17 protein-coding genes are annotated in these 21,299 nt (G+C 68.4%); 11 read left to right on the top strand and 6 right to left on the bottom strand.

Annotated features, from left to right (window positions below):
* Positions 1 to 71: 71 nt before the first annotated feature.
* The 5 genes from FOY91_RS03880 (at position 72) to FOY91_RS03860 (ending at position 7,515) form a co-directional block, all read left to right on the top strand.
* Positions 72 to 1,691 (top strand): FAD-binding oxidoreductase, encoded by a 1,620-nt coding sequence (locus FOY91_RS03880; protein ID WP_145148343.1) that lies wholly within the window; start codon positions 72 to 74, stop codon positions 1,689 to 1,691.
* Entirely contained in the window at positions 1,688 to 2,707 is a 1,020-nt protein-coding gene (locus FOY91_RS03875) for a zinc-binding dehydrogenase (protein ID WP_145148341.1), read from the top strand. The genes FOY91_RS03880 and FOY91_RS03875 overlap by 4 nt, the downstream gene beginning before the upstream one ends.
* Before the next feature lie 12 nt (positions 2,708 to 2,719).
* The gene (locus FOY91_RS03870) at positions 2,720 to 4,774 is read left to right on the top strand and encodes a hydantoinase/oxoprolinase family protein (RefSeq protein ID WP_145148339.1); all 2,055 of its coding nucleotides are present in this window, start codon (positions 2,720 to 2,722) and stop codon (positions 4,772 to 4,774) included.
* A 10-nt stretch (positions 4,775 to 4,784) separates the two neighbouring features.
* Positions 4,785 to 6,662 (top strand): hydantoinase B/oxoprolinase family protein, encoded by a 1,878-nt coding sequence (locus tag FOY91_RS03865; RefSeq protein WP_145148337.1) that lies wholly within the window; start codon positions 4,785 to 4,787, stop codon positions 6,660 to 6,662.
* 67 nt (positions 6,663 to 6,729) lie between these two features.
* On the top strand, positions 6,730 to 7,515 hold the full coding sequence (locus tag FOY91_RS03860; protein ID WP_145148329.1) for an aspartate/glutamate racemase family protein: 786 nt from the start codon (positions 6,730 to 6,732) through the stop codon (positions 7,513 to 7,515).
* A 21-nt stretch (positions 7,516 to 7,536) separates the two neighbouring features.
* On the opposite strand, the gene FOY91_RS03855 is transcribed toward FOY91_RS03860, so the two are convergent.
* Positions 7,537 to 8,457, bottom strand: a complete 921-nt coding sequence (locus FOY91_RS03855) for a LysR family transcriptional regulator (RefSeq protein ID WP_145148328.1) — start codon at positions 8,455 to 8,457, stop codon at positions 7,537 to 7,539.
* 86 nt (positions 8,458 to 8,543) lie between these two features.
* Between FOY91_RS03855 and FOY91_RS03850 the strand changes: the two genes are divergently transcribed.
* The 6 genes from FOY91_RS03850 to FOY91_RS03830 all read left to right on the top strand — a co-directional run bounded on the left by FOY91_RS03850 (position 8,544) and on the right by FOY91_RS03830 (position 13,478).
* Entirely contained in the window at positions 8,544 to 8,804 is a 261-nt protein-coding gene (locus FOY91_RS03850; RefSeq protein ID WP_145148326.1) for a hypothetical protein, read from the top strand.
* Complete coding sequence (locus tag FOY91_RS03845) at positions 8,801 to 9,934, top strand: class I SAM-dependent methyltransferase (RefSeq protein ID WP_145148324.1); 1,134 nt, start codon at positions 8,801 to 8,803, stop codon at positions 9,932 to 9,934. The genes FOY91_RS03850 and FOY91_RS03845 overlap by 4 nt, the downstream gene beginning before the upstream one ends.
* Positions 9,935 to 9,950: 16 nt before the next feature.
* Complete coding sequence (locus FOY91_RS03840; protein WP_145148321.1) at positions 9,951 to 10,532, top strand: hydrolase; 582 nt, start codon at positions 9,951 to 9,953, stop codon at positions 10,530 to 10,532.
* The gene (locus FOY91_RS03835; RefSeq protein ID WP_145148319.1) at positions 10,529 to 11,335 is read left to right on the top strand and encodes an SDR family NAD(P)-dependent oxidoreductase; all 807 of its coding nucleotides are present in this window, start codon (positions 10,529 to 10,531) and stop codon (positions 11,333 to 11,335) included. The genes FOY91_RS03840 and FOY91_RS03835 overlap by 4 nt, the downstream gene beginning before the upstream one ends.
* A gap of 336 nt (positions 11,336 to 11,671) precedes the next feature.
* Entirely contained in the window at positions 11,672 to 12,607 is a 936-nt protein-coding gene (locus FOY91_RS21535; protein ID WP_162527126.1) for a VOC family protein, read from the top strand.
* A 25-nt stretch (positions 12,608 to 12,632) separates the two neighbouring features.
* On the top strand, positions 12,633 to 13,478 hold the full coding sequence (locus FOY91_RS03830; RefSeq protein ID WP_338062065.1) for an alpha/beta fold hydrolase: 846 nt from the start codon (positions 12,633 to 12,635) through the stop codon (positions 13,476 to 13,478).
* A 79-nt stretch (positions 13,479 to 13,557) separates the two neighbouring features.
* On the opposite strand, the gene FOY91_RS03825 is transcribed toward FOY91_RS03830, so the two are convergent.
* The 5 genes from FOY91_RS03825 to FOY91_RS03805 all read right to left on the bottom strand — a co-directional run.
* Positions 13,558 to 13,977: a MarR family winged helix-turn-helix transcriptional regulator gene (locus tag FOY91_RS03825; protein WP_162527124.1), complete on the bottom strand. Its 420-nt coding sequence runs from the start codon at positions 13,975 to 13,977 to the stop codon at positions 13,558 to 13,560.
* A gap of 50 nt (positions 13,978 to 14,027) precedes the next feature.
* The gene (locus FOY91_RS03820) at positions 14,028 to 15,215 is read right to left on the bottom strand and encodes an HlyD family type I secretion periplasmic adaptor subunit (RefSeq protein WP_145148313.1); all 1,188 of its coding nucleotides are present in this window, start codon (positions 15,213 to 15,215) and stop codon (positions 14,028 to 14,030) included.
* Positions 15,212 to 17,350, bottom strand: a complete 2,139-nt coding sequence (locus FOY91_RS03815; protein ID WP_145148311.1) for a type I secretion system permease/ATPase — start codon at positions 17,348 to 17,350, stop codon at positions 15,212 to 15,214. The genes FOY91_RS03820 and FOY91_RS03815 overlap by 4 nt, the downstream gene beginning before the upstream one ends.
* Positions 17,347 to 18,813 carry a TolC family protein gene (locus tag FOY91_RS03810; protein ID WP_238995224.1) on the bottom strand — a complete coding sequence of 489 codons (1,467 nt, stop codon included), beginning with the start codon at positions 18,811 to 18,813 and terminating at the stop codon, positions 17,347 to 17,349. Before FOY91_RS03810 ends, FOY91_RS03815 begins: the two co-directional genes overlap by 4 nt.
* Positions 18,814 to 18,950: 137 nt before the next feature.
* Positions 18,951 to 21,299: BapA/Bap/LapF family large adhesin (locus FOY91_RS03805; protein ID WP_203234485.1), on the bottom strand; the 2,349-nt coding region annotated here is incomplete at its 5' end.

The following is a 21,299-nucleotide window of genomic DNA, read 5'->3' as shown; positions in this document are numbered from 1 at the left end:
GAACGCTTGCAACCACGATCCGATATGTCATAGAAGTATGACATATTCCTCAGGCAACGGACTCGATGTTGATGCAACAGGAAGCATATGCGCCCACGCTGGACACGCCGGACCTGACGGCGGTGTTCGCCCGCATCGTCGGCGCGGACCATGCGCGCGACGACGAAGCGATCCGCGCGCTGCACAGCGAGGACGTCTGGCAGGCCTCCCCGGCGACGGTGGCGCTCGTCGTGTCACCGGGTTCGACGGACGAGGTCGTGGCCGTCGCCAAGGCGGCACATGCGGCGGGCTACGCCATCGCCCCGCGTGGTGCCGGCATGAGCTACACCGCCGGCTACGTCCCCGCGCATCACCGCACCATCTCGCTCGACATGTCGCGGATGAACCGCATCCTTCGCCTCAGCCGCGAGGACATGACGATCACCGTGGAAGCGGGCGCGACGTGGACCGCGGTCCACGTCGCGCTGGCGGCACAGGGGCTGCGGCTGCCGTTCTGGGGGCCGATGTCGGGCCTGTCCTCCACGATCGGCGGCGGCGTGTCACAGCTCAACGCGATGTTCGGCGCGGGGCATTACGGCACGTCCAGCGAAAGCGTCGTGGCGCTCAAGGTGGTGACGGCCGATGGCGCGATCGTCCGCACCGGCGCGCGCGGGCCGGACGGCGACACGCCGCACTACCGCCACTTCGGCCCCGATCTGACCGGGCTGTTCTGCGGCGATTGCGGCACGCTGGGGATCAAGGCGGAGGTGACGCTACGCCTCATCACCGCGCCCGCGTTCGAGGATACCGCCTCCTTCTCCTTCCAGAGCGGCGAGGCGTTGCTGCAGGCCATGGCGGAGATCGCGCGTTCCGGCGTGGCGGCCGAAACCTGCGCGTTCGACCCCGGCCTCACCGTCGTACGGATGAAGCGCGCCTCGCTGGCGGGCGACATCAAGACACTGGGCAAGGTTGTCGCCAAGGAGAAGTCGTTCGGCAAGGGGCTGCTCGCCGCCGCCAAGATCGCGATGGGCGGGCGCAACTTCATCGCGCCGACCGATTACCCGTTCCACTTCGCCTGCGAGGGCCGATCCAGGGCGGCGGTCGAGGCCGACATGGCCGAGGCGCGGCGCATCTGCCTGAGCTTCGGCGGCGCGGAGATCGAGAACACGATCGCCAAGGTCATCCGGGCCATGCCGTTCCCGGCGCTGAACTCGATGCTCGGGCCGACGGGCGAGGCGTGGGTGCCGTGCCACGGCGTCGTCTCGCTTTCGACCGCGCCGGCGATATTCGCGGAGGTTCAGGCGGTGTTCGCGCGGCGTCGCGCGGAGATGGAGGCGGCCGAGATCCACACCGGCTTCCTCTTCACCACGATGGCGACGAACGCGATCGTGATCGAGCCGGTGTTCTTCTGGCCACAGGGATGGCGCAAGATCCACGAATCCGCCGTCGAGCCGTCGCACCTCGCCCGCCTGACGCAGCGGCCGCTCCACCCGGAGGCGACCGCGCTCGTCACGGCGCTGCGCAAGGAACTGATCGCCATCTTCGCCCGCTACGGCGCCGGCCATTTCCAGATCGGCCGCACCTATCCCTATCGCGAGAGCCGGGATGCGGTGTCGCAGGCGCTGCTCGATGCGGTGAAGCACGTCACCGATCCGGACGGCCTGCTCAACCCCGGCGTCCTCGGTTTCCCGGATGCGGGGGGCAAGGCGTGAGCGGCACATATCGCGCGATCCAGCTCCAGCGTTTCGCCGAGACCTTCCGGGCGGGTGCGGCGATCGTCGATCTGGACATGCGCCGGCCCTGCCCGGGCGAACTGCTCGTGCGCAACCACTACGCCGGTGTCAACGGCATCTTCGACACGCAGATCGCCCGCAACGCGGTCGATTACGTGAAGATCGCGATGCCGACGCTGACCGGCGTCGAGGCGCTCGGCACGGTCGAGGCGGTCGGTGACGGGGTGGTCGATTTCGCCGCCGGGGATGCGGTCGTCACCACGCGCTTTCCGGGTGGCTATCGCCAGTGGAACATCGCCCCCGAGGGCCATTTCGCCAAGGTGCCCGAAGCCGCGCCCGAATGGCTTGCGCTGGCCTCCACCGGCGTGTCGGCGGCGATGGCGCTGGAGCATGTCGGCGCGCTGCGCGACGGCGAGACGGTCGCCATCTCGGCTGCGGCCGGCGGGCTCGGTCATCTGATCGTGCAGCTTGCCCTGCTGCGCGGCTGCCACGTCGTCGCGGTCTGCGGCGGCAGGAAGAAGAGCGAATTCGTGAAGTCGCTCGGCGCGCACCGGGTCATCGACTATCGCGCGGAGTCCGTCACCGACGTGCTCGCGGCCGAATATCCTGACAAGCTGGATGTCGCGATCGACACGGTAAGCGGCACCATCTTCGATGCGTTCCTCGACAATGTCGCGCCGCACGGCCGCGTGGTCGTGGGCGGGGCGGCGGCCGATCTGGAAGGCAGGCCGGAGATCGTCACCCAGCCGCGGATCGCCCACAAGCTCTATTACAAGGGCGCATCGGTGCGCGGCTTCATGAACGGCCTGCTCGCCGATCACTGGCCGGAGGCACGCGCCAGGGTGTTCGCGCTCCATGCCGCCGGCAAGCTGAAGGTCGTCTTCGACGAGCGCAATTTCACCGGACTCGAAGGCGTCTTCGATGCCGTCGATCATCTGGTTTCCGGACAATCCATGGGCAAGGTCATCGTCGACCTTCGCGCCTCTCAATCGTGACAGGGACGATCGATGGCATATCGGCTTGGCGTTGACGTAGGCGGCACCTTTACCGACCTCCTTCTGTTCAAGGAGGATACGGGCGCATTCTGGCGGCACAAGACGCCCTCGACCCCGCACGACAGCTCCGAAGGCATATTGAACGGCCTTAATGCGATCTGCGAAACGGCGAGCATCGCGCCGAGCGACATCGGCATCTTCCTGCACGGCACCACCGTCGCCACCAATGCGGTGCTGGAGGGCAAGGGCGCGCGCGTCGGCCTGATCGTGACCGAGGGCTATCGCCAGATCATGCAGATCGCGCGCAGTTTCGTGCCCGGCGGGCTTGCCGGGTGGATCGTCTGGCCTAAGCCGCAGCCGCTGGCCGCGCTGGAAGACACGTTCGAGATCAAGGGCCGGATGACCGCGCAGGGGCAGGAACTGCGCCCGCTCGACGATGCCGATATCCGCGCGCAGCTGGAAAAGCTGAAGGCCAGGGGCGTCGAGGCGCTGACCGTCTCGCTGATGAACGCCTATCTGAACGGTGCGCACGAGGCGCGCGTCGCCGAGCTTGCCGCCGAGATCATGCCCGACATCCCCGTCTCGCTCAGCCACATCGTGCTGCCCGAGATGCAGGAATATGAGCGCACGCTCACCACCGTGGCGAACGCCGCCGTCCGGCCCGTCGTCGGCCGCTACGTCCGCAGCCTGCGCGACAAGCTGCGAGACGCGGGCATGGCGGGCAAGCTCTCGCTCCTGCGCTCGGGCGGCGGCCTGATGACCTCGGAAAAGTCCGAGGAGCATCCCGTCTCGCTGCTCATGTCCGGCCCGGCGGGCGGCGTCACCGGCGCGATCTGGGTCGGCAGGAATGCGGGCATCCGCAACATCCTGACGCTGGACGTGGGCGGCACCCCGACCGACGTGGCGCTGATCGAGAACCTGGAGGCACGCCGCGTGCGGACGACCGAAGTCGGCCATCTCGCCGTCCGCGCCTCTGCGCTGGACGTGAAGACGGTCGGCGCTGGCGGCGGCTCGATCGCCTACGTGCCCGAACTGACCGGCGCGCTGCGCGTCGGCCCGCAGTCGGCGGGCGCGGTGCCCGGCCCGGTAGCCTACGGCAAGGGCGGCACGCTGCCCACCGTGACCGATGCCAACGTGGTGCTCGGCTATCTGCCGGAAGCCCTGCTCGGCGGCACCTTCAAGCTCGACCGGCCCGGCGCGATACGGGCGGTACAGACCATCGCCGACGCCCTCAAGATCGATCTGTATGCCGCCGCGCGCGGCATCATCGACATCGTCAACGAGAACATGTTCGGCGCGCTGCGCATGATCTCGGTGCAGCAGGGCTACGACGCGCGGGATTTCGCGCTGATGGGCTTCGGCGGCGCCGGGCCGCTGCACGTCAACGCGGTCGCCCGCCTGATGGGCAGCTGGCCGGCCGTGTCCCCCGTCTCGCCGGGCGTGCTGTGCGCGCTGGGCGATGCCACCACGCGGATGCGGACCGAGACCGCGCGCTCCTTCTCCACCCTCGCGTCGCGCACGAGCGGCGAGGCGATCGGCGCGGTGCTGGCGGAAATGGAGACGCAGATCCGCGACGAGCTGAAGGCCGAGGGCGTGGCCGCCGGCGAGATCACCGTCGAGTTCGAGGTGGACGTGCGCTATTCCGGTCAGGCGTTCGAGGTGCCGATGACGGTGACGCTGGCGGACCTGGGCGAGAAGGGCATCGCCTCGCTCACCGATCGCTTCGACGACGAGCATCGCCGCCTCTTCACCTTCAACATGGACAGCGAGCACGAGATCGTGAACCTGCGCGCCGTGGCGCTCGGCCAGGCGCTCGATCTGCCGGCCGCGAAACTGCCCGTCGGCAACGGCGATCCGGGCGCGGCCAAATTGCGCGACCACGAGCTCTACATGAACGGCCGGATGCAGCCGGCCGTCATCTACGACCGCGCCCGGCTGAAGGCGGAGGACGTCATCCCCGGACCCGCCATCGTCACCGAGATGGACTCCACCACGCTCATCGAGGCGGATTGCGTCGGCACTGTCGATGCGGTCGGCAACATCCTCATCACCCTGGCCGATGCATAAGGATCAACCCATGCGCGCACGCATCATCCAGTCGAACCAGACGCCTTATGAAAAGATCGGGCTGGACCCGGTCACGCTCGACATCATCGAGAACGCGCTGCGCAACGCCCGCGTGGAGATGGACGCCACGCTCGTCCGCACCGCCATGTCGCCGGGCATCCGCGAGCAGGGCGATGCCTTCCCGCTCATCGCGGATCACGAGGGCCGCATGATCGTGGGCCAGTTCGGCTCCTATATCGGCCCGTTCCTCGACGGGTATGACGGCACGGTGGAGGAAGGCGACCTCATCATGCTGTCCGATCCCTATTCGGTCGGCGGCGCGGTCAGCCATTGCAACGACTGGCTGGTGCTGCTGCCCGTCTTCAAGGATGGCCGCCTCATCGCCTACACCTCGATGTTCGGCCACCAGTCGGACATCGGCGGCATGGTCGCGGGCTCGATGCCGATCGACGCCACCTCCATCTTCCAGGAGGGCGTCCGCATCCCGCCGGTGAAGATCTACAAGCAGGGCGTCTATAACGAGGACGTCATCCGGCTCATCATGCATCAGGTGCGGACACCCGACTGGTGCAAGGCCGATCTCAACGCACTCATCGCCTCGTGCCGAGTGGCCGCCCGCCGCGTCGTCGAGATCGCCGAGCGGTTCGGCGACGACGTGTTCGTGTCCGCCTGCGAGGAACTGCTCGCCCGCAATCACCGCGCGATGACCCAGCTCATCGGCAATGCGATCAGCGAGGAGAAGGTCAGCTTCGAGGACTATATCTGCGACGACGGCATGGGGTATGGCCCGTACAAGATCCGCTGCACGATGTGGCGCGAGAACGGCCGGGTCGTCCTCGATTTCGACGGCACCGATCCCCAGTCCGCGGCGTCGATCAACTTCTTCCTCAACGAGAACATGATGCGGATGTTCTTCGGCATCTACATGATCATGGTCTTCGATCCGCAAATCCTGTTCAACGACGGCTATTACGACCTCATCGACGTGCGGATCCCGGAAGGATCGCTGCTCAAGCCGCGTTTCCCGGCGGCGCTTTCGGGCCGCACCCACGCACTCGGCCGGATGTTCGATATCCTCGGCGGCCTGCTCGGCCAGAAGACGCCGGAGTTCCTGACGGCGGCCGGCTTCTCCTCCTCGCCGCATCTGTTCTACTCGGGCTTCGACAAGGCGGGCGCCTATTTCCAGCTGTTCCAGATCGGGTTCGGCGGCATCCCCGGCCGCCCGCTCGGCGACGGACCGGACGGCCATTCGCTGTTCCCCAACTTCACCAATGTGCCCAACGAGTTTCTCGAACGCTACTTCCCGCTGGTGATCGAACGCTACGAGACGGTGGCGGATTCGGGCGGCGCGGGCCTGCATCGCGGCGGCAACGGCATCATCATGTCCTATCGCTTTCTGGAGCCGGGCAAGATCGCCATCCACGACGACCGCTGGTTCGTGCCACCGTGGGGCGTCAACGGCGGCCTGCCGGGCGCTCGTGCGCGCAAGATCCTCGAAAAGCCGAACGGCTCGCAGCGGATCGTGGGCAACAAGGTGGAGGATCTCGAAGTCGAGGCGGACGACGTGCTGCACTTCGTCACGTGGGGCGGCGGCGGCTGGGGCGATCCGCTGGATCGCGATCCCGCGCTGATCGTCAGGGAGATCGAGCAGGGTCTCGTCACCGTCGCGGGCGCCGAAGCCTACGGCGTCGTGATCGCGGGCGACGGCAGCGTGGACACCGCCGCCACCACCGCGCGGCGCGATACGATGCGCGGCACGCGGGGTGGCGTGCAGGTATTCGATTTCGGCCCGGACATCGAGACGCTGCGCGCCCGCTGCGAGGCGGACCCCGGGCTGCCCGCCCCGCGTCCCCGCCTCTGGGAACCGCTCGCGCAGGCGGCGGAGTAATCGCTTCCCGGCCCGTGGCGATTTATCGTGCCCCAGGCCTTTCCAGTCAGCCGAAAGGCCACATGACATGCGGATCGCCCTCCTCGGCACCGTGCCCGGCATCGGCAAGGGCATCCGGCCGGAACTGCACGCCGCGTTGCCCCGGGGAACGGTGCTGTCCGCATGGCCGTCCCGCGTCGGCGTGTTTCCGGCGACCCCGGTGGAGCGCGACATGCAGGCCATCGGTCATCTGGAGGCGGGGCTGCGCGCGGCGGCGAGCGGCGTCGATGCGGTGGCGATCGACAGCCTCGGCGACTATGGCCTCGATGCGCTGAAGGTGGCTCTCGCCATCCCGGTCGCAGGGTCGGGCGAGGCGGGCATGGCCGCCGCCGCCGCGCACGGCCGCTTCGCCATCGTGACCGTATGGCCCGCCGCGATGAACTTCGTGCCCGAGGGATTGCTGCGGGCCTATGGGCATGAGGACCGCTGCGTCGGCATCCGCAACGTCGGCGCGGCGGACGTGGTCGATCGCGTGGCGGGGCCGGACGGCTATCTGGCGAGCGTCGACCGCGCCGACCCGGACATTCTCTCCGCCGTGGTGGCGGCCTGCCACGCGGCGATGGCGGACGGCGCCGACGCGATCCTGCTCGGCTGCACCTGCATGTCGCCGATGGCCGGCAAGGTGGCGGCGGCGGTCGCCGTGCCGGTGGTCAATCCGCTGGCCGAAGCGGTGAAACGCGCGGTCGCGCTCGCCACGAATGCGCCGCCGCCGCCCGATCGCATCCTCTCGACCCGCGCGTCACTGCTGACGCGGATGATCGACGCCGTCGCCGGCGAGGTCGACGAACAATGCCCGGTATGCATCGTGGGATGACGGGCAGGCGACCGGACGCGCCTACGGCCGCGCCCCCTTCGCCGCGTCGGTCAGCAGCGTTGCGAGATTACGCGCCGGCAGGCGCAGGCGCGCGCCACGGCGACGGGCCAGATAGGCCGGGCGGGTGGAGCCGAAGCCGAGATCGGGCAGCGTCGCCAGCCGCCCGGTCTCGATCTCGAAACCGAGTACGCTCGCCCCGATCAGGCAGATGAACGGCGCCGTCATCAACAGCCCGCGCGCCAGTTCACTCGCTTCGGCGCGGAGCATCCGAGCCGGCGGCGGCAGGTCGCCGGCCGCGAAGACGGCGTGGATGCGGTCGATCCGCGCGGAGCGACGCGGCACGATCCACGGGAACGCCAAAAGGTCGCCCAGCGCGATCTCCGCCTTTGCCAGCAGGGGGTGATCCGCGCCGACGACGAGCGCATCCTGTTCCTCCAGCAGAAACGTCCGGTCGATCCGCGCGTCGATCGGAAACCCCGGCTCGGGCGCGCTGATGACGAAATCGAGTTCGCCTTCGAGCAACCGGGCGAACAGCGGTTCGGACAGGCCGACATCGATCGCCAGCGCCACATCCGGCCAGCGGCGGCGGAAGGCGGCGATCGCATCCGGCAGCAACGACTGCGCGAGGCTCAGGCTGGCGCCGATCGCGAGCGCGCCTGCGTCCGCCTTGCCCAGCGCGTGCAGTTCCGCATCGGCCAAGGCATATTCCGCGAGAATCCCCCGGGCATGAGCGGCGAGCAACCTGGCCTGATCGGTCGGCCGCGCGCCCGCCCTGCCGCGCTCGAACAGCGGGACGCCCAGTCGCTCCTCGGTCGCCCGGATGCTCTTGCTGATCGCCGGCTGGCTGATGCCGAGCCGCTGCGCCGCCAGTGCGAACGTGCCCGCATCGAGCACCGCCACGAAGTGACGCAGCTTCGCCGGATCGATCGAGGTCATACGCATAACCGATAGTTATCGATAAACCCGGTCGCGGCAATGGGTGTCGTCCGTCGATCCATGCGATCCGGCCTGGCAACGGAGGAGTTCCCATGCCGCAAGACGAGCCGATCGGCACCACGGTAGCCGATCGCAGCCTGCAAATTACGACCGCGCTTTCCGCCGAGGTCGTGGTGCTGCGCGAGCGACTGGACATCGTGGAACGCCTCGCGGCCGCGCACGGCCTGTTCGGCCCCGGCGATGTCGATGCCTACGTGCCCGAACCGGGTGTCGCCGAATCCCTCGCGGCCGCGCGCCGCGCTTTCATCGAGCGTATCTTCGGCACGATGCGGGTGCAGGCACCACGCCGATGACCGACATGCCGCACGCGATGATGCTGCCCCCCCGATCCGGCGACGCGACGCGCGAAGCCTATTGGGGCGAGTTGCAGACCTTTCTGGAGGCCGAGGTCCGCCCCGGCTTTCGCGCGCATTACCGGGATGTGGTCGCCCCCGCGCTTGCGGCCGATCCGGGCCGCACGCTCGACTGGCGCGGGATCGCCGCCGCCATGCGACGCTACGGGCCGAACCGCGCCTGGTATGTCGCCCGGACCGAGGCGCAGCGGCAGGCCTTCGATGCCTCCCGCGTCATCGTGGACGGACAGGTCGACGCACTGGCCGAGCGCGCTGCCGCGCTGGGCAATGGCCCGGCAACGCTCGAGATCGATCCCGCCCTCCCCTTCCCCGACTATGTCCAGCAGGACGCGCACAACATGACGGGGGGCTATGAGGATCATGGCCAGCACCATCCGCTCGCGGCGGGCGCCACCTATGATCGCGCGCTGTCGATCCACCGCGTCGCCGCCATGGGGCCACTGGTCGACGATGTCGGCCACAGCATCGCCGCGCGGCTGACGCAGGCGTTCCCCGATTTCGCGCCGCGGCGGATTCTCGAACTCGGCTGTACGGTCGGCCACACGTTGCTGCCGTTCAAGGCCGCCTTTCCCGATGCGGACGTGGTCGGCGTCGATGTGTCCGGCCCGTGCCTCGCGTTCGGGGCCGCGCGCGCCTCGGCGCTGGAGACGGCGGTCACGTTCAGCCAGCGCAATGCCGAACACACCGGCTATCCGGACGAAAGCGTCGATCTCGTCTTCTCGCGGATCCTGCTGCACGAAACCTGCGAGGCGGCCACGCGCGCGGTGTTCGCAGAATGTCACCGCCTGCTGCGGCCGGGCGGCATCATGTTCCATTCCGATGCGCCGCCGTTCGACGAGCTCGATCCCTACGATCAGTCGCTGCGGGACTGGGACATCCACTTCAACGCCGAGCCTTTCATGGCCGGCTATTACGCGATGAATCTGGAGGAGGAATTCGACCGGGCCGGCTTCCGCCGCGACGCCATGTTCCGCCTCTACGCCCCAAGCCTGATCGTGCAGCGCGGCTATCGCGCCGAGCAGACCCGGACCCGTGGTGGCCGCTACTTCCTCGCGGGCGCCCGCAAATAACATCGAAGGATCTGCCGTGACCGCATCTTCCCCCGATCTCGATACGCACTGCGCCCTCGTCCTCATCGATCTTCAGGAAGGCATCGCCCGCCGCGACACCGCGCCCCACGCCGCCGCCGATGTCGTCGCGCGCGCCGCCGCGCTGGCCAAGGCGTTCCGCGCCCGCCGCCTGCCGGTAATCCTCGTGACCGTGGGCTGGGCCGCCGACATGGCCGATGCCCCGTGCCAGAAACACGCCGCCGCAATTCCCGCGCCCGCCGACCCCGCCGCCTTCGTGACGATCGTGCCGGAACTGGGGGCCGAAGCCTCCGACATCGCGGTGCGCAAGCATCAGTGGGGCGCGTTCCACGGCACCGATCTCGACGTGCAGCTTCGCCGGCGCGGCATCACCCAGATCGTGCTGGCCGGCATCGCCACCAACATGGGGGTGGAATCCACGGCGCGCGCGGCATGGGAGCATGGCTATTCGATCCTCTTCGCCGAGGATGCGACGAGCAGCTTCTCCACCGAGATGCACCGCTTCGCCTTCGAAATCATCTTCCCGCGCCTCGGGCTGGTCAGCGACAGCGAGGCGCTGATCGCCGGACTCGCGCAATGACCGGCGCGGCTGCGCTCGGCCTGCCCGGCAGCGTGGCGATCGTCACCGGCGCGGGCGGGACACGCGGTCTCGGCGCCGCCATCGCCCGGCGGTTCGGCGAGGCGGGCGCCGCCGTCGTCGTGACGGATCGTGGCGAAGCCGACCTGCCCGCGCTGGTCGAGACGATCGCGGCGAACGGTGGCAGGGCCGCCGCGCGCACGGCGGACGTGACGGTGGAGGCAGACATCGGAGCACTGGTCGCATTCGCCCGGGAGCGCTTCGGCAGCATCGATATCATGGTCAACAACGCCGGCATCGGCGACCTGATCGGCCCGGTCGAGGAGTTCGCGGTCGAGGACTGGGACCGGCTGATGGCGGTCAACCTGCGCGGCGTGTTCCTCGAGATCAAACATGCCGCGCGCGCGATGATCGCCGCCGGCAAGGGTGGGCGGATCATCTCGATCGGGTCGCAGGCCTCGAAGTCGGGCATCTTGATGATGTCGGCCTATGCCGCGTCCAAGCATGGCATCGTCGGCCTCACCCGCTCGGCCGCGATCGATCTCGGCAAACATGGCATCACGGTCAACGCCGTCTGCCCCAACCATATCCCCAACGATCTCGGCGACTGGCAACGCGAAACCCTGTCCGCCGCGCGCGGCTGGACGATGGAAGAATATTGGACGCGCTTTCGCGGCCGTGTGCCGCTCGGCCGTACCGGGCAGGCGATCGATACCGCCAACGCCTGCCTCTATCTCGCATCCGATCTGGCCAGCTACGTCACCGGCGAGGCGATGAACGTCTCGGGCGGCGAGGAATATCATTAGGGTCGGATGCCATGAGGCTGCCCCTCCGGTCGCTCATCCTGAGGAACCATCGAGCCTGCCAGAATGGCGTCTCGAAGGAGGGTGGCAGCCATGTCCTTCGAGGCGGGTCCCTTCGGCGTGGCTCAGGACATGCTTCGGCAAGCTCGGCCCCTCCTCAGGATGAGCGGGGCAGCTCCCGGTCTTCTCGCGCTGGGCGGCGCTACCACCGGGTCGCCCTGCCACCATCCTGCGTGGTTTCCGGGCCGTAACTACGGCATTGCATCGGGACTATTATGATATAGTGTTAGAACAATTGACCGGCGATGCGGCGAGGCTCTGGGTATGCGGGACGAAGCAATGGCAGGGGTCGTCCGGTCGATCCACGGCCCGATCATATCGTCGGGCGACATCGACGCGCACCTCGCGCTGTTCGCCGCGTTCGGCCTGCGCGAGGTCGCGCGATGCGAGCGGTCCGTCGCTGAAACCACGGCGATCTGGGGCACCGATCGCCAGTCCTGCACCGAGGTGACGCTGGAGACGCCGGGTACGCGCTTCGGCGTGCGGCTGGTGCGCTTCGATCCCGGCTCGCCGGCCCGGATCAGGGATCCGTCGCGCGGGTCCGACAGCGAGGCGCTGAAGGTGATCGACTTCTACGCCCCCGACCTGCCCGCCGCACTGGCGGCGATCGAGGCGGCGGGCTTCGCCTTCAAGCCGGATGTGGCGGATTACGAGACGCCGGAGGGCCGCTATCAGGAAGCGCATCTGTGGGGACCGGACGGTGTCGTCTGCGCGCTGATCTCGGGCGACGCCGCGTTGTTCGACGATCTGGCGACGGTCCGCGATCGCCTCGTCAGCGAGCCGCAGAGCATCTCCGGCCCGGTGCAGGATGCCGACGCCACGCTTGCCTTCTTCGAGGAGGTGTTCGGGCTGACCGTCATCCACCGCTACGGGCTGGACGATCCGAGCTTCGACGCGCTGGTCGGCACCACGGCGCGGATGACGTTGCGCGCGTGGAACGTCGGCCTGAACAAGCGAGAGCCGTATTTTGGCGTGATCGATTACGGTCTGCCGCCCGGATCGCAGGTTTCGGTCAGGGCATCCGCCCGGCCACCGGCGCGCGGCCTGCTCGGCGCGACGCTGATCGTGCGCGATGCGGCGACGATCGCGGCAAAGGCGGGCGTGTCCGTCGTCACTACCGACGTGCCGGGGTTCGGCCCGGCCAGGATCGCCACGGTGCAGGGACCGAACGGCGCGTGGTTTCAGGCCGTACAGCCGGTGCCGGTCGCGGCCTGAACGCGTCGTCCCACTCACGGAAGGGATGCCACTCTTGAAGACCTCCGATCACAACGTGGCTACCGTCCGGCGACGGTATGTCGATGGCCCGTTCGGCCAGATGCACCTGAGGGTCGCGGGCACCCCATCCGATCGACCGCCATTGTTCTGTTTCCACATGAGTCCGATGAGCGGGCGCATCTTCGAGAACTTCATCGCCGAGATGGGGCGGGACAGGCTGGCGGTGGCGGTGGATACCCCGGGGTTCGGCATGTCCGACCGGCCGGCCGAACCGCCGGAGATCGCCGACTATGCGCGGGCGATGGCGGCGGTCGTCGACGCGCTGGGTATCGACGGGCCGGTCGACCTGATGGGCTATCACACCGGGGCGCTGATCTCCTGCGATCTCGCCCGGCTGCGGCCGCAGCAGGTCCGCCGCGTGATCCTCGTCTCGGCGCCGCTCCTCACCGATGCCGAACGGGCGGACATGCGCGAGCTGTACCGGGAAGTGCCGCCCAGCCTCGACGGGGAGCATCTGATGAAGCGATGGCGCGGGTTCGTGCATCACAACCTGGGCCGGGGTGTCGATCTGGCAGCGGTCGCCGAGATGTTTCCCGATGGGCTGCTCGGCCGGACCAAGGCCTGGTGGGGCCACCGCGCCGCGTTCAACCACCAGCCCGACATGGGATTGCCGGATGTCAGGCAGCCCGTCCTCATCATCAATCCCGGTGACGATCTGCAGCACTATACGCCGCGCGCGAAGGCGTATCTGGTCGACGGGCGCATCGTCGACAAACCCGAATGGGGCCATGGCTTTCTCGACGCCGCCACATCGGACGCGGCGGCGCTGGCGCGGTCCTTTCTCGATGGCCCGGTGCCGTTCGAGAACTGACGTTTGTCTTGCGCGTGGTGCGACCCCGGCGAGGCGCCGCGCCGACGTGCAGCGATCCCGCGAACTGCTCCCGCAGATACTACGGCTTGCCTCGATCACCCGGATCGAGAGGATCGGGCCTGAACGACCTGGCGGCCGGCGCGGTCTGCCTGTCGTCGCCGGTGTCGAAGAGGTTGGCAAGCATCGCCGCCATCGCGTTATGCCCCCTGGCCGTCAGGCCGATGCGCACGCGGCGGTGATCGTCCGGGTCCGCATGGCGCACGAGGAGGTCCGCCTCCTGCAGGCGGTCGATGCGGCGCATCGCGCTGGCGGGGCTCTCGCCCGAAAGCAGGATCAGGTCCTTTACGCGCAACTGTTCGCCCATTCCCGCCGCGATGAACAGGTCGAGCATCATGTCCCATGCGGGATCGACCAGCAGACCGCTCGGCAGAAAGGCGCTCATCGTGGCGCGGAGCTGCCTGGCCTGCCGCGCCTGTGCCAGGAGGGTGGGCGGGATCATGCCGCCCGTGGGTCCGGATGCATTCGCTTGTTCACCCGGTAAGAGGGCTCTCATCGTTCGCGCAGGGCCTCCTGCGCGCGATTGAGCGGTTTCATCAGATATTGCAGCACGGTCTTGCTGCCGGTGTGGATGTCCACCGTGGCGACCATGCCGGGCGTGATCGGGAAATGCCGGCCGGACTTGCTGATGAGCGAGTCCGCCTTCGTCCGGACGAAGACGCGATAGTAAAGGACATCGGGCTTCACCTCGTCCCGGATCGTATCGGGCGAGATGCTGGCGACGGTGCCGTCGAGGCCGCCGTAGATCGAATAGTCATAGGCCGTCACCTTCACGCTGGCGAACTGGCCCGGGCGGATGAAGGCGATGTCGCGCGGCTGGACACGGGCTTCGATCAGCAGCCGCTCGTCGAGCGGCACGATCTCCATCAGCTTGCCGTTCGGCGGCACGACCCCGCCGATCGTCGACACCTCGATATTCTTGACGACGCCGCGCACCGGCGACCGCAGGGTGAGCCGCTGGAGCGTGTCGGACCGCCCCCGCATCACCGGCGCGAGCGTATCGACCTGCTCGGTGGCCTTGGCGAGTTCCTGCCGCGCCTCGACCATATACTGGGACCGCAGGTCGGCCTTCTTGAGCAGCAGGTCGGCGCGCTGGCGTTGCAGGCGCAGCACCTCGACGTTGCTCGCGGCCCCGACCTCGATCAGCGACTGGCCGATGCGCACCTCTCGCCCGATGAGCGCAAGGCTCTCGTCGATCAGCGCAGCGGACGATTCAAGGCTGCGACGGCGGGTTTCGTAGAGGCTCGTCTCGGCGGCCTTCAGGTCCGGGTGGTCGTTCAGTTCCGGCGGGAAGGCCAGCGGCGTGCCGTTCGCCTCCGCGCGCAGGCGCGCCGCACCGGCCAGCGCGGCGCGATACTTGGCCGCGCTCTCGTCCATCGTCGATCCCGCCTGCGTCGGGTCGAGCTGTGCCAGCACTTGCCCCGGCTTGACGATATCGTCCTGCCGCACGAGCATCTTCGCCAGAATGCCGCCTTCCAGCGACTGGATCACCTGTTCCCGGCTGGTCGGCACGACCCGTGCCTCGCCGGTCGCGACCTCGTCCAGCCGGGCCAGCCACGCCCAGCCGAGCGCGGCGACGAAAAGGGCGGCGAGCACCCACACCATGTGGGTGGCGGCGACCAGCCGCGCCTTGCCGTCACCACCGAACAGATGGTCGTCGTCGATCGTCCGGCTCGTCATGCCGCCGCACTCCGGGTGCCGCGCATCGTCGCGAGGATCTGGTCGCGCGGGCCGTCCAGCAGGATGCCGCCGTTGTCGATCACGACGATGCGGTCGACGATGTCCAGCATCCGCATCCGGTGAGTCGCCACGATCAGCGTGCGCGTCCGGCTCCACACGCCAAGCCGCTCGATGAAGTGGCGTTCGGCGCCCTCGTCCATCGCGGCGGTCGGCTCGTCGAGCAGCGCGACGACGGGCTGGCGCAGCAGCAGCCGTGCGAGCAGCAGGGCCTGGATCTGGCCGCCCGACAGGCCGCGTCCGCCCTCCTGCGCCACATGGCCGAGGCCATCGCGCAGGCGCCGGATCATGGCGTCGGCGCCGACCATCGCAAGCATCTCGATGATCTCCGGGTCCGAGGCGGCGGGCGCGCCAAGCGTCAGATTCTCCCGCAGCGTGCCGTGAAACAGCCGGCTGTTCTGGGTGAGCAGGCCGATATCGCGGCGCACGTCGGCGGGGTCGATCTGGTTCAGCGCGAGATTGTCGAGCAGCACCTCGCCCGAAACCGGCACCAGCATGCCCGAAAGTCCCTGAAGCAACGTCGATTTTCCTGCCCCGTTGCGGCCCAGCAGCGCGATCCGCTCGCCCGCGGCGATATCGAGCCGGGGGATGGTGAGCGCGGGCGGCGCATCGGCATCCGCATAGGTGAACACCGCCGTGCGCAGGGCGAACGCCCCCTGCACCGCCGGCAGCGGAATCCGCCGCTCCGCCTCGGCGGAATCGACCGGCAGCGCCATGATCTGGTTGAGGCTGCCCATCGCGACCCGCGCATGCTGCAACCGGCTGAACAGTTGCGTGACCTGCGACATCGGCGCCATCATCCGCGAACCGAGGATGGACGTGGCGACGAGGACGCCGGTCGTGATCTCGCCCGCGATGACGAGCGGCGCGCCGACGAAGATGATCGCGGCATAGACGCCGTTCTGCACGCTCTGCGTCCAGACCGACAGGCCGTTCGTCAGGCGGCGCAACCGCAACTGCGCCTCGCCCGCGACGGCGGTGTAATGGTTCCACTGGTGGTGGAAGCGGTCTTCGGCCTGCAATCCCTTGATGTCCTCGATGCCCTGCACCGCCTCCACCAGCATGGCGTTGCGCAGCGAGGATTCACGCATCGATTCGGTCGCCAGCATGCGCAGGCGGCGCTGCGCGAGCAGCCCCGGCAGCAGCAGCAGGACGAGGGCGGCGAGCGGCACCAGCGCGATCCAGCCGCCGATGAACCACAGGACGGCGAGGAACAGGAAGAAGAACGGCATGTCGGCCACCGCCGCGACGGTGGAGGAGGTGAGCAGATCGCGCACCTGATCGAGATCGCGAAGCTGCGCGATGAACGTGCCCGTGGAAGGCGGGCGGGCCGAATTGCGCACGCGCAACGCCCGGCCGAACACCTGATCGGAGATGCGCAGATCGGCCCGCTTGCCCAGCACGTCGACAATATCGGTGCGCAGCCGCCGCAGCAGGAAATCGAACCCGATCGCGATCAGCACGCCGATGAACAGGATGGTGAGGGTCGGGATCGACCGCGCCGGCACGACCCGATCGTACACCTGCATCGAGAACAGGACGCCGGCCAGCCCGAGGCAGTTGGTGACGACCGACGCCACCGCGACATGGCCGTAGGACCGGCCGTCGCGCATCAGGATCCGCCGCAGCCAATGCTCCTCATACGGCCGGATATAGCTGTCGACCCGCATGTCGGGCGCGGACCGCGACGGGCGCGGGATCACGAAGCCGGTCACCGAGGCATGCAGTTCGGCGAGCGGTATCCGGGTCTGGCCGCCGCGATCGCCGGGTAGCGTCAGGTGGGCGTACCCCTCGGCATCGACACTTTCGATCAGCGCGATCTCGCCGTCCCCCAGCCGGGCGATCACCGGCAGCCGCCAGCTCGTCAGCCGCACGGCATTCGGCCCGGCGAAGCGGACGCTCAACCCCGAGGCGCGGGCCAGGGTGCGGACGCGCGCGTCCTCGTCGGCACCGACCTCCCATTGCGCGGCGAGGCGGGCGCGCTGTTCGGACAGCGGCAGGCGGTAGTGACGCGCCACGCGACCGATCAGTTCGAGCCAGCCGTCCAGCGTCGCGGCGGGGGCATAAGGGGCGTTCACAGCGGCACCCCCCGCAACGACGTGCCGGAAAGATGAAAGGCATCGCGCATCCGGCCGGAAAGGAACAGGCAGTCGATCTGGAGCCGGCGCAGGTTGCGCGTGGTATTGGCTCCCTCGAAGCGAACCTGCTGCAATTCCTGTTCGGCGTTGAGCAGATCGACGAGCGTGCGCGTGCCCATTTCGAGATACTGGATACGATAGAGCCGGCCCGTCTCGCGCATGTTGCCCTCTCTCGACGCCAGAATGTCGGCCACCTGCGAGAAGCTGGCGATCTGCTGCTGCGCTTCGGTCAGCCGCTGGCTGGTTTCGTTGCGGACACGCCGGGCGCCCGCCTGCGCGGCGTCGAGCTCGAAGGTGGCGCCCCTGACGCGGGCCTTGGTGACCCCGCCGGCGAACACGTTGCTGGACACGCGCAGCCCGAAGTTGACGATCCCGCGATCGCCGAACGGCGAGGTGACGTCGGTGGAGGCATCGCCGCCGAGCGACAGCGTCGGATAGCGCTCGGCCTGATTGCGGCGCAGCGCGGCGGACGATCGCTCGACCTGCGCGTCGGCGATCATCGCCGCCGGCACCGTATCCCATGCGGGCGGCGGCACCGCGCAGCTGTGCATCAGCCATTCCGGCACTTCCGCCGTCACCTCGGCCGGCGGCCCCTCGCGGCCGAGCAGGAACGCCAGGTTGCTCGCCCAGCGCCGCTCGTCGGCCTCGGCCGTGGCGAGGCTGGCGACGACGGCCTCGACCCGCGCCTCTGCCTGCAGGGCATCGGAACGGGTGGCCGCGCCCAGCGCCGCGCGCCGGCCGACCAGATCGCTGATCTGGCGGATGCTTTCCGCCTGCTCGCGCGCGACCACACGCTGGGCGGCGGCGCGCTGATACTCGACGAGGGCATAGGCCGTGTCGCGGATCAGCGTATCGACGGCCAGCAGCATCTCCGCCCTGCTCACGTGGGCGCCGGCCTGCGCGCCCGCGACCTCGCTCGATACCTTGCCGAAATCATAGACCATCTGCGACGCGCCGACCTGCGGCCGGGGGCGCAGCGTTCCAGCGACCCGGCTGTCGTAGCCGCTGCCGACCCCGGCGCTGATCCGCGGCAGGTAGCCGGTGCGCGCCGCCGCGATATCCTCGTCGCGCGCCGCGAGCGTGCGGGCCGCCTCGATCAGCGACGGATGCCACGCCACCGCCTCGGCGATTGCGCTCTCCAGCGTCAGTATCCCGGCGTCATGCATCCCCGAGACACCGGCCGGCCCGGTCTGCGTGGGGGCAGTCGCCTGCGTTCCCGCGATGTCACGCGCGGCGCTGATCGCGGGCAGGCGGGGAATGTCGTCGGCATCGATATCGATGTGGTACGCAAGATGTGGAACGGCGGCGCCCCCCCGGTCACTTTTTGGAGCAGGGGTGCCCGCTCTTACCGCGCCGCCATAGACTACCCCGAGAAGAGCAGCGCCGAACACGATCGCTTTCACTGAGTTTGACCGTCGGCAGATCATCGAATCCCATTCCCTCCGCTATGAGTAGCAAAGGGCCGGGACAATTAACAATTGGTTTCTTCAAAAGGGCCGAACCGCCTGCGCACCGTCTCGAACAACTGATTTATGTGTATTTACATTACGTGCTGCGAAACGGTTCTATCGTGGTCGTGATCGTTCACTGTAACGAGATAATCGAAAGGATCGGTGACGGTCGAGCCGGACAGGTCGATCGAGTTGGACGAGTAACTCGCCGTGTCCGCTACCACCGTGGCGCCGTCATGCCGGGCCGACAAATAATTCGACAGGACGTCCTCCAGATCGCCCTGCCCCTCGAACAGATCATAGGTCGCCAGACTGACCGCGACGTCCTGCGCCACCGCGGCGTCTCCACCCGGCTGATGGGTCAGCGCATCGAGCGGGATCACGTCGCCCTCGTGGCCCGAAGGCGCCATCGCCAGGCTGGTCGTCGTCGCCACCAGCGCCGGGCCGTCGCCGGGCACGTCGATCGTCACGTTCAGCGTCGATACCGAAACAACCCCGTTCGGCTGAACGAACTGGTAGGTAAAGGTATCGACCAGATCGGTTGCCGAATAGGCGAGCGTCTCGTGCGGCTGATATGTGTAGTGGCCCGTCTGATCGACGGTAAGCGTACCGTATTGTCCGGCGAACGAGACCGGCGCCTGATCGATTTCCACCATGCCCGCGCCGGCATTGATGCGGATGGTGGTGAACGGCGTGTTGGTCGTGTCGTTGTCGACAAGGCTGCCCGTCACCGTCTCGCGGGTGGCGAGCGCGTAGGTGTCGAGGAAGGTCGTGGCCGATCCGAGCGAAACCGTGGTGCCGAAGTTGCCCAGCGTCGTCGCCGAGCTGCTGACGGTATAGGTGTAGGCGCCGCCCGGCAGATCGTTGAAGGTGAAGCTCGCGGCCGTTCCGAGCAGGGCGCTGGCGAGCGCCGTCACCGTCTCGGTTCGCACGACGCTGTTGTCGGCGTTGTGGAGGGTGACGGTGTAGGTCGGCAGCAGCGATACCGAGAGCCCGGCCTGCCGCACTGCCGTGATCGTGATGTCGGCCTCGGCGTTGGCGGCGACGGTGAACGTGCCGTTGCCAGAGCCTGTGGACTGCAGAAGCCCGCTCGGCTGCGACGTGAAACCGAACGTCGGCGCGGACGGCGCGATCGCGACGACATTCTCGAAGGTGACCGCGGCGACTGCGGTATCCGGCATCGCCACCGGCGGGCCGGCGATATCCGGACTATCGATGGTGATCGACAGGGTCGCGCTTTCGATCTGGCCGCTTGAGGGGTCGAACAGGGTGTAGGTGAAGACCTCGGTCCGGCCGATCGCGGCGGGATCGGCGTTGGGCAGATAGCTGTAGTTGCCATCGGGTGCGATCGTCAGCGTTCCCCATACCGTGTTGATCGTGCTGCCGCCCGGAAGGACCGGGATCGGCACGCCGTTGACGGTGACGCTTGTGAGCAGCGTGCCGGGGGTGACCGCATCCACATTGCCGTCCGGCCCCGCATCCCTGATGACGTTGCCCGTCGCGGCGATCGGCGTGACGTCGGCATTGGCGGTGAAGTCCGCCTCGCTGCCTGTAACGTTCAGGTTGCCAAGCAGCCCGACGCCCGCCGCCCCGTCGAAGGTGAGAAACGCGCGGTATTCGCCCGGCCCGAACGTCTCGGTCGCGCGAAGATCACCGTTGAGCAGGCCGAGTTCCAGCACGGAGGCGGGGCCGGTGCCGCTGACCGCGACCCACTGGGTGCCCTCAAGACGCTGCACGACGACCGAATAGCCGCTCGCGACGCCGATGTTGAGCAGCGCATTGTAGGTGAACTCGGCATCGAGACTGTGCCCCGCCTGCACGCTGAAGCGAACGTTGTTGACCGACAGCACCTCCGCCTGAAGATTGACCAGGCCGAGCGACACCAGCGCCAGATAATTGGCGCTGCCATGATCGACCGACGTCGTGGTCGGCTCGAGATCGATCGAGGCGGTCCTGAAATTGTCGTACGCCTGAACGTCGAACGGCGCATCGATGCTGGCCGGGCCGGAGACGTTGCCGGCGGCATCCGCCTGCGTCACCATCAGCGTCTCGCCAGCGGTCTGTGCGGGGGCAAGCTCGACGGTGAAGCTTCCATCCGGCGCGACGGTGCCGCTGCCGAGCAGGGTGCCGTCCGGATCGCGCACCTCGACGCGCGCGCCCGCCTCGCCCGCTCCGGTCAGGGTGGTGCCGTCGTCGTCGACCGCCAGCGTGCCCGGGGGTGGCGGCGCGGTGAGATCCGGCGCGCTCAGGCCGACGGGATCGGAGACGTTGCCGGCCGGATCGCGCTGGGTGGCGACCAGTGCCTCGCCGTTGCGCTGGGCGGGATCGAGCACGACAAGATAGGTGCCGTCGCTGCCGACCACCTTGCTGCCGAGGACGACGCCATCCGCCGTCGAGATCACGACGGTCGCGCCGGCTTCCCCGGTGCCGGTCACGAC

This window comes from Alterirhizorhabdus solaris, assembly GCF_007785815.1.
GTDB lineage: Bacteria > Pseudomonadota > Alphaproteobacteria > Sphingomonadales > Sphingomonadaceae > Alterirhizorhabdus > Alterirhizorhabdus solaris.
The sequence above is the reverse complement of the archived record's forward strand: the minus strand, read 5'-3'. Positions and strand labels throughout refer to the sequence as shown.

Bases quoted from the DNA above. Each gene is read 5' to 3' on its own strand.
- FOY91_RS03880 (WP_145148343.1), top strand. From the start codon at position 72: ATGCAACAGGAAGCATATGCGCCCACGCTGGACACGCCGGACCTGACG.
- FOY91_RS03870 (WP_145148339.1), top strand. From the start codon at position 2,720: ATGGCATATCGGCTTGGCGTTGACGTAGGCGGCACCTTTACCGACCTC.
- FOY91_RS03865 (WP_145148337.1), top strand. From the start codon at position 4,785: ATGCGCGCACGCATCATCCAGTCGAACCAGACGCCTTATGAAAAGATC.
- FOY91_RS03860 (WP_145148329.1), top strand. From the start codon at position 6,730: ATGCGGATCGCCCTCCTCGGCACCGTGCCCGGCATCGGCAAGGGCATC.
- FOY91_RS03855 (WP_145148328.1), bottom strand. From the start codon at position 8,457: ATGCGTATGACCTCGATCGATCCGGCGAAGCTGCGTCACTTCGTGGCG.
- FOY91_RS03850 (WP_145148326.1), top strand. From the start codon at position 8,544: ATGCCGCAAGACGAGCCGATCGGCACCACGGTAGCCGATCGCAGCCTG.
- FOY91_RS03845 (WP_145148324.1), top strand. From the start codon at position 8,801: ATGACCGACATGCCGCACGCGATGATGCTGCCCCCCCGATCCGGCGAC.
- FOY91_RS03835 (WP_145148319.1), top strand. From the start codon at position 10,529: ATGACCGGCGCGGCTGCGCTCGGCCTGCCCGGCAGCGTGGCGATCGTC.
- FOY91_RS21535 (WP_162527126.1), top strand. From the start codon at position 11,672: ATGGCAGGGGTCGTCCGGTCGATCCACGGCCCGATCATATCGTCGGGC.
- FOY91_RS03830 (WP_338062065.1), top strand. From the start codon at position 12,633: ATGCCACTCTTGAAGACCTCCGATCACAACGTGGCTACCGTCCGGCGA.
- FOY91_RS03825 (WP_162527124.1), bottom strand. From the start codon at position 13,977: ATGATCCCGCCCACCCTCCTGGCACAGGCGCGGCAGGCCAGGCAGCTC.
- FOY91_RS03820 (WP_145148313.1), bottom strand. From the start codon at position 15,215: ATGACGAGCCGGACGATCGACGACGACCATCTGTTCGGTGGTGACGGC.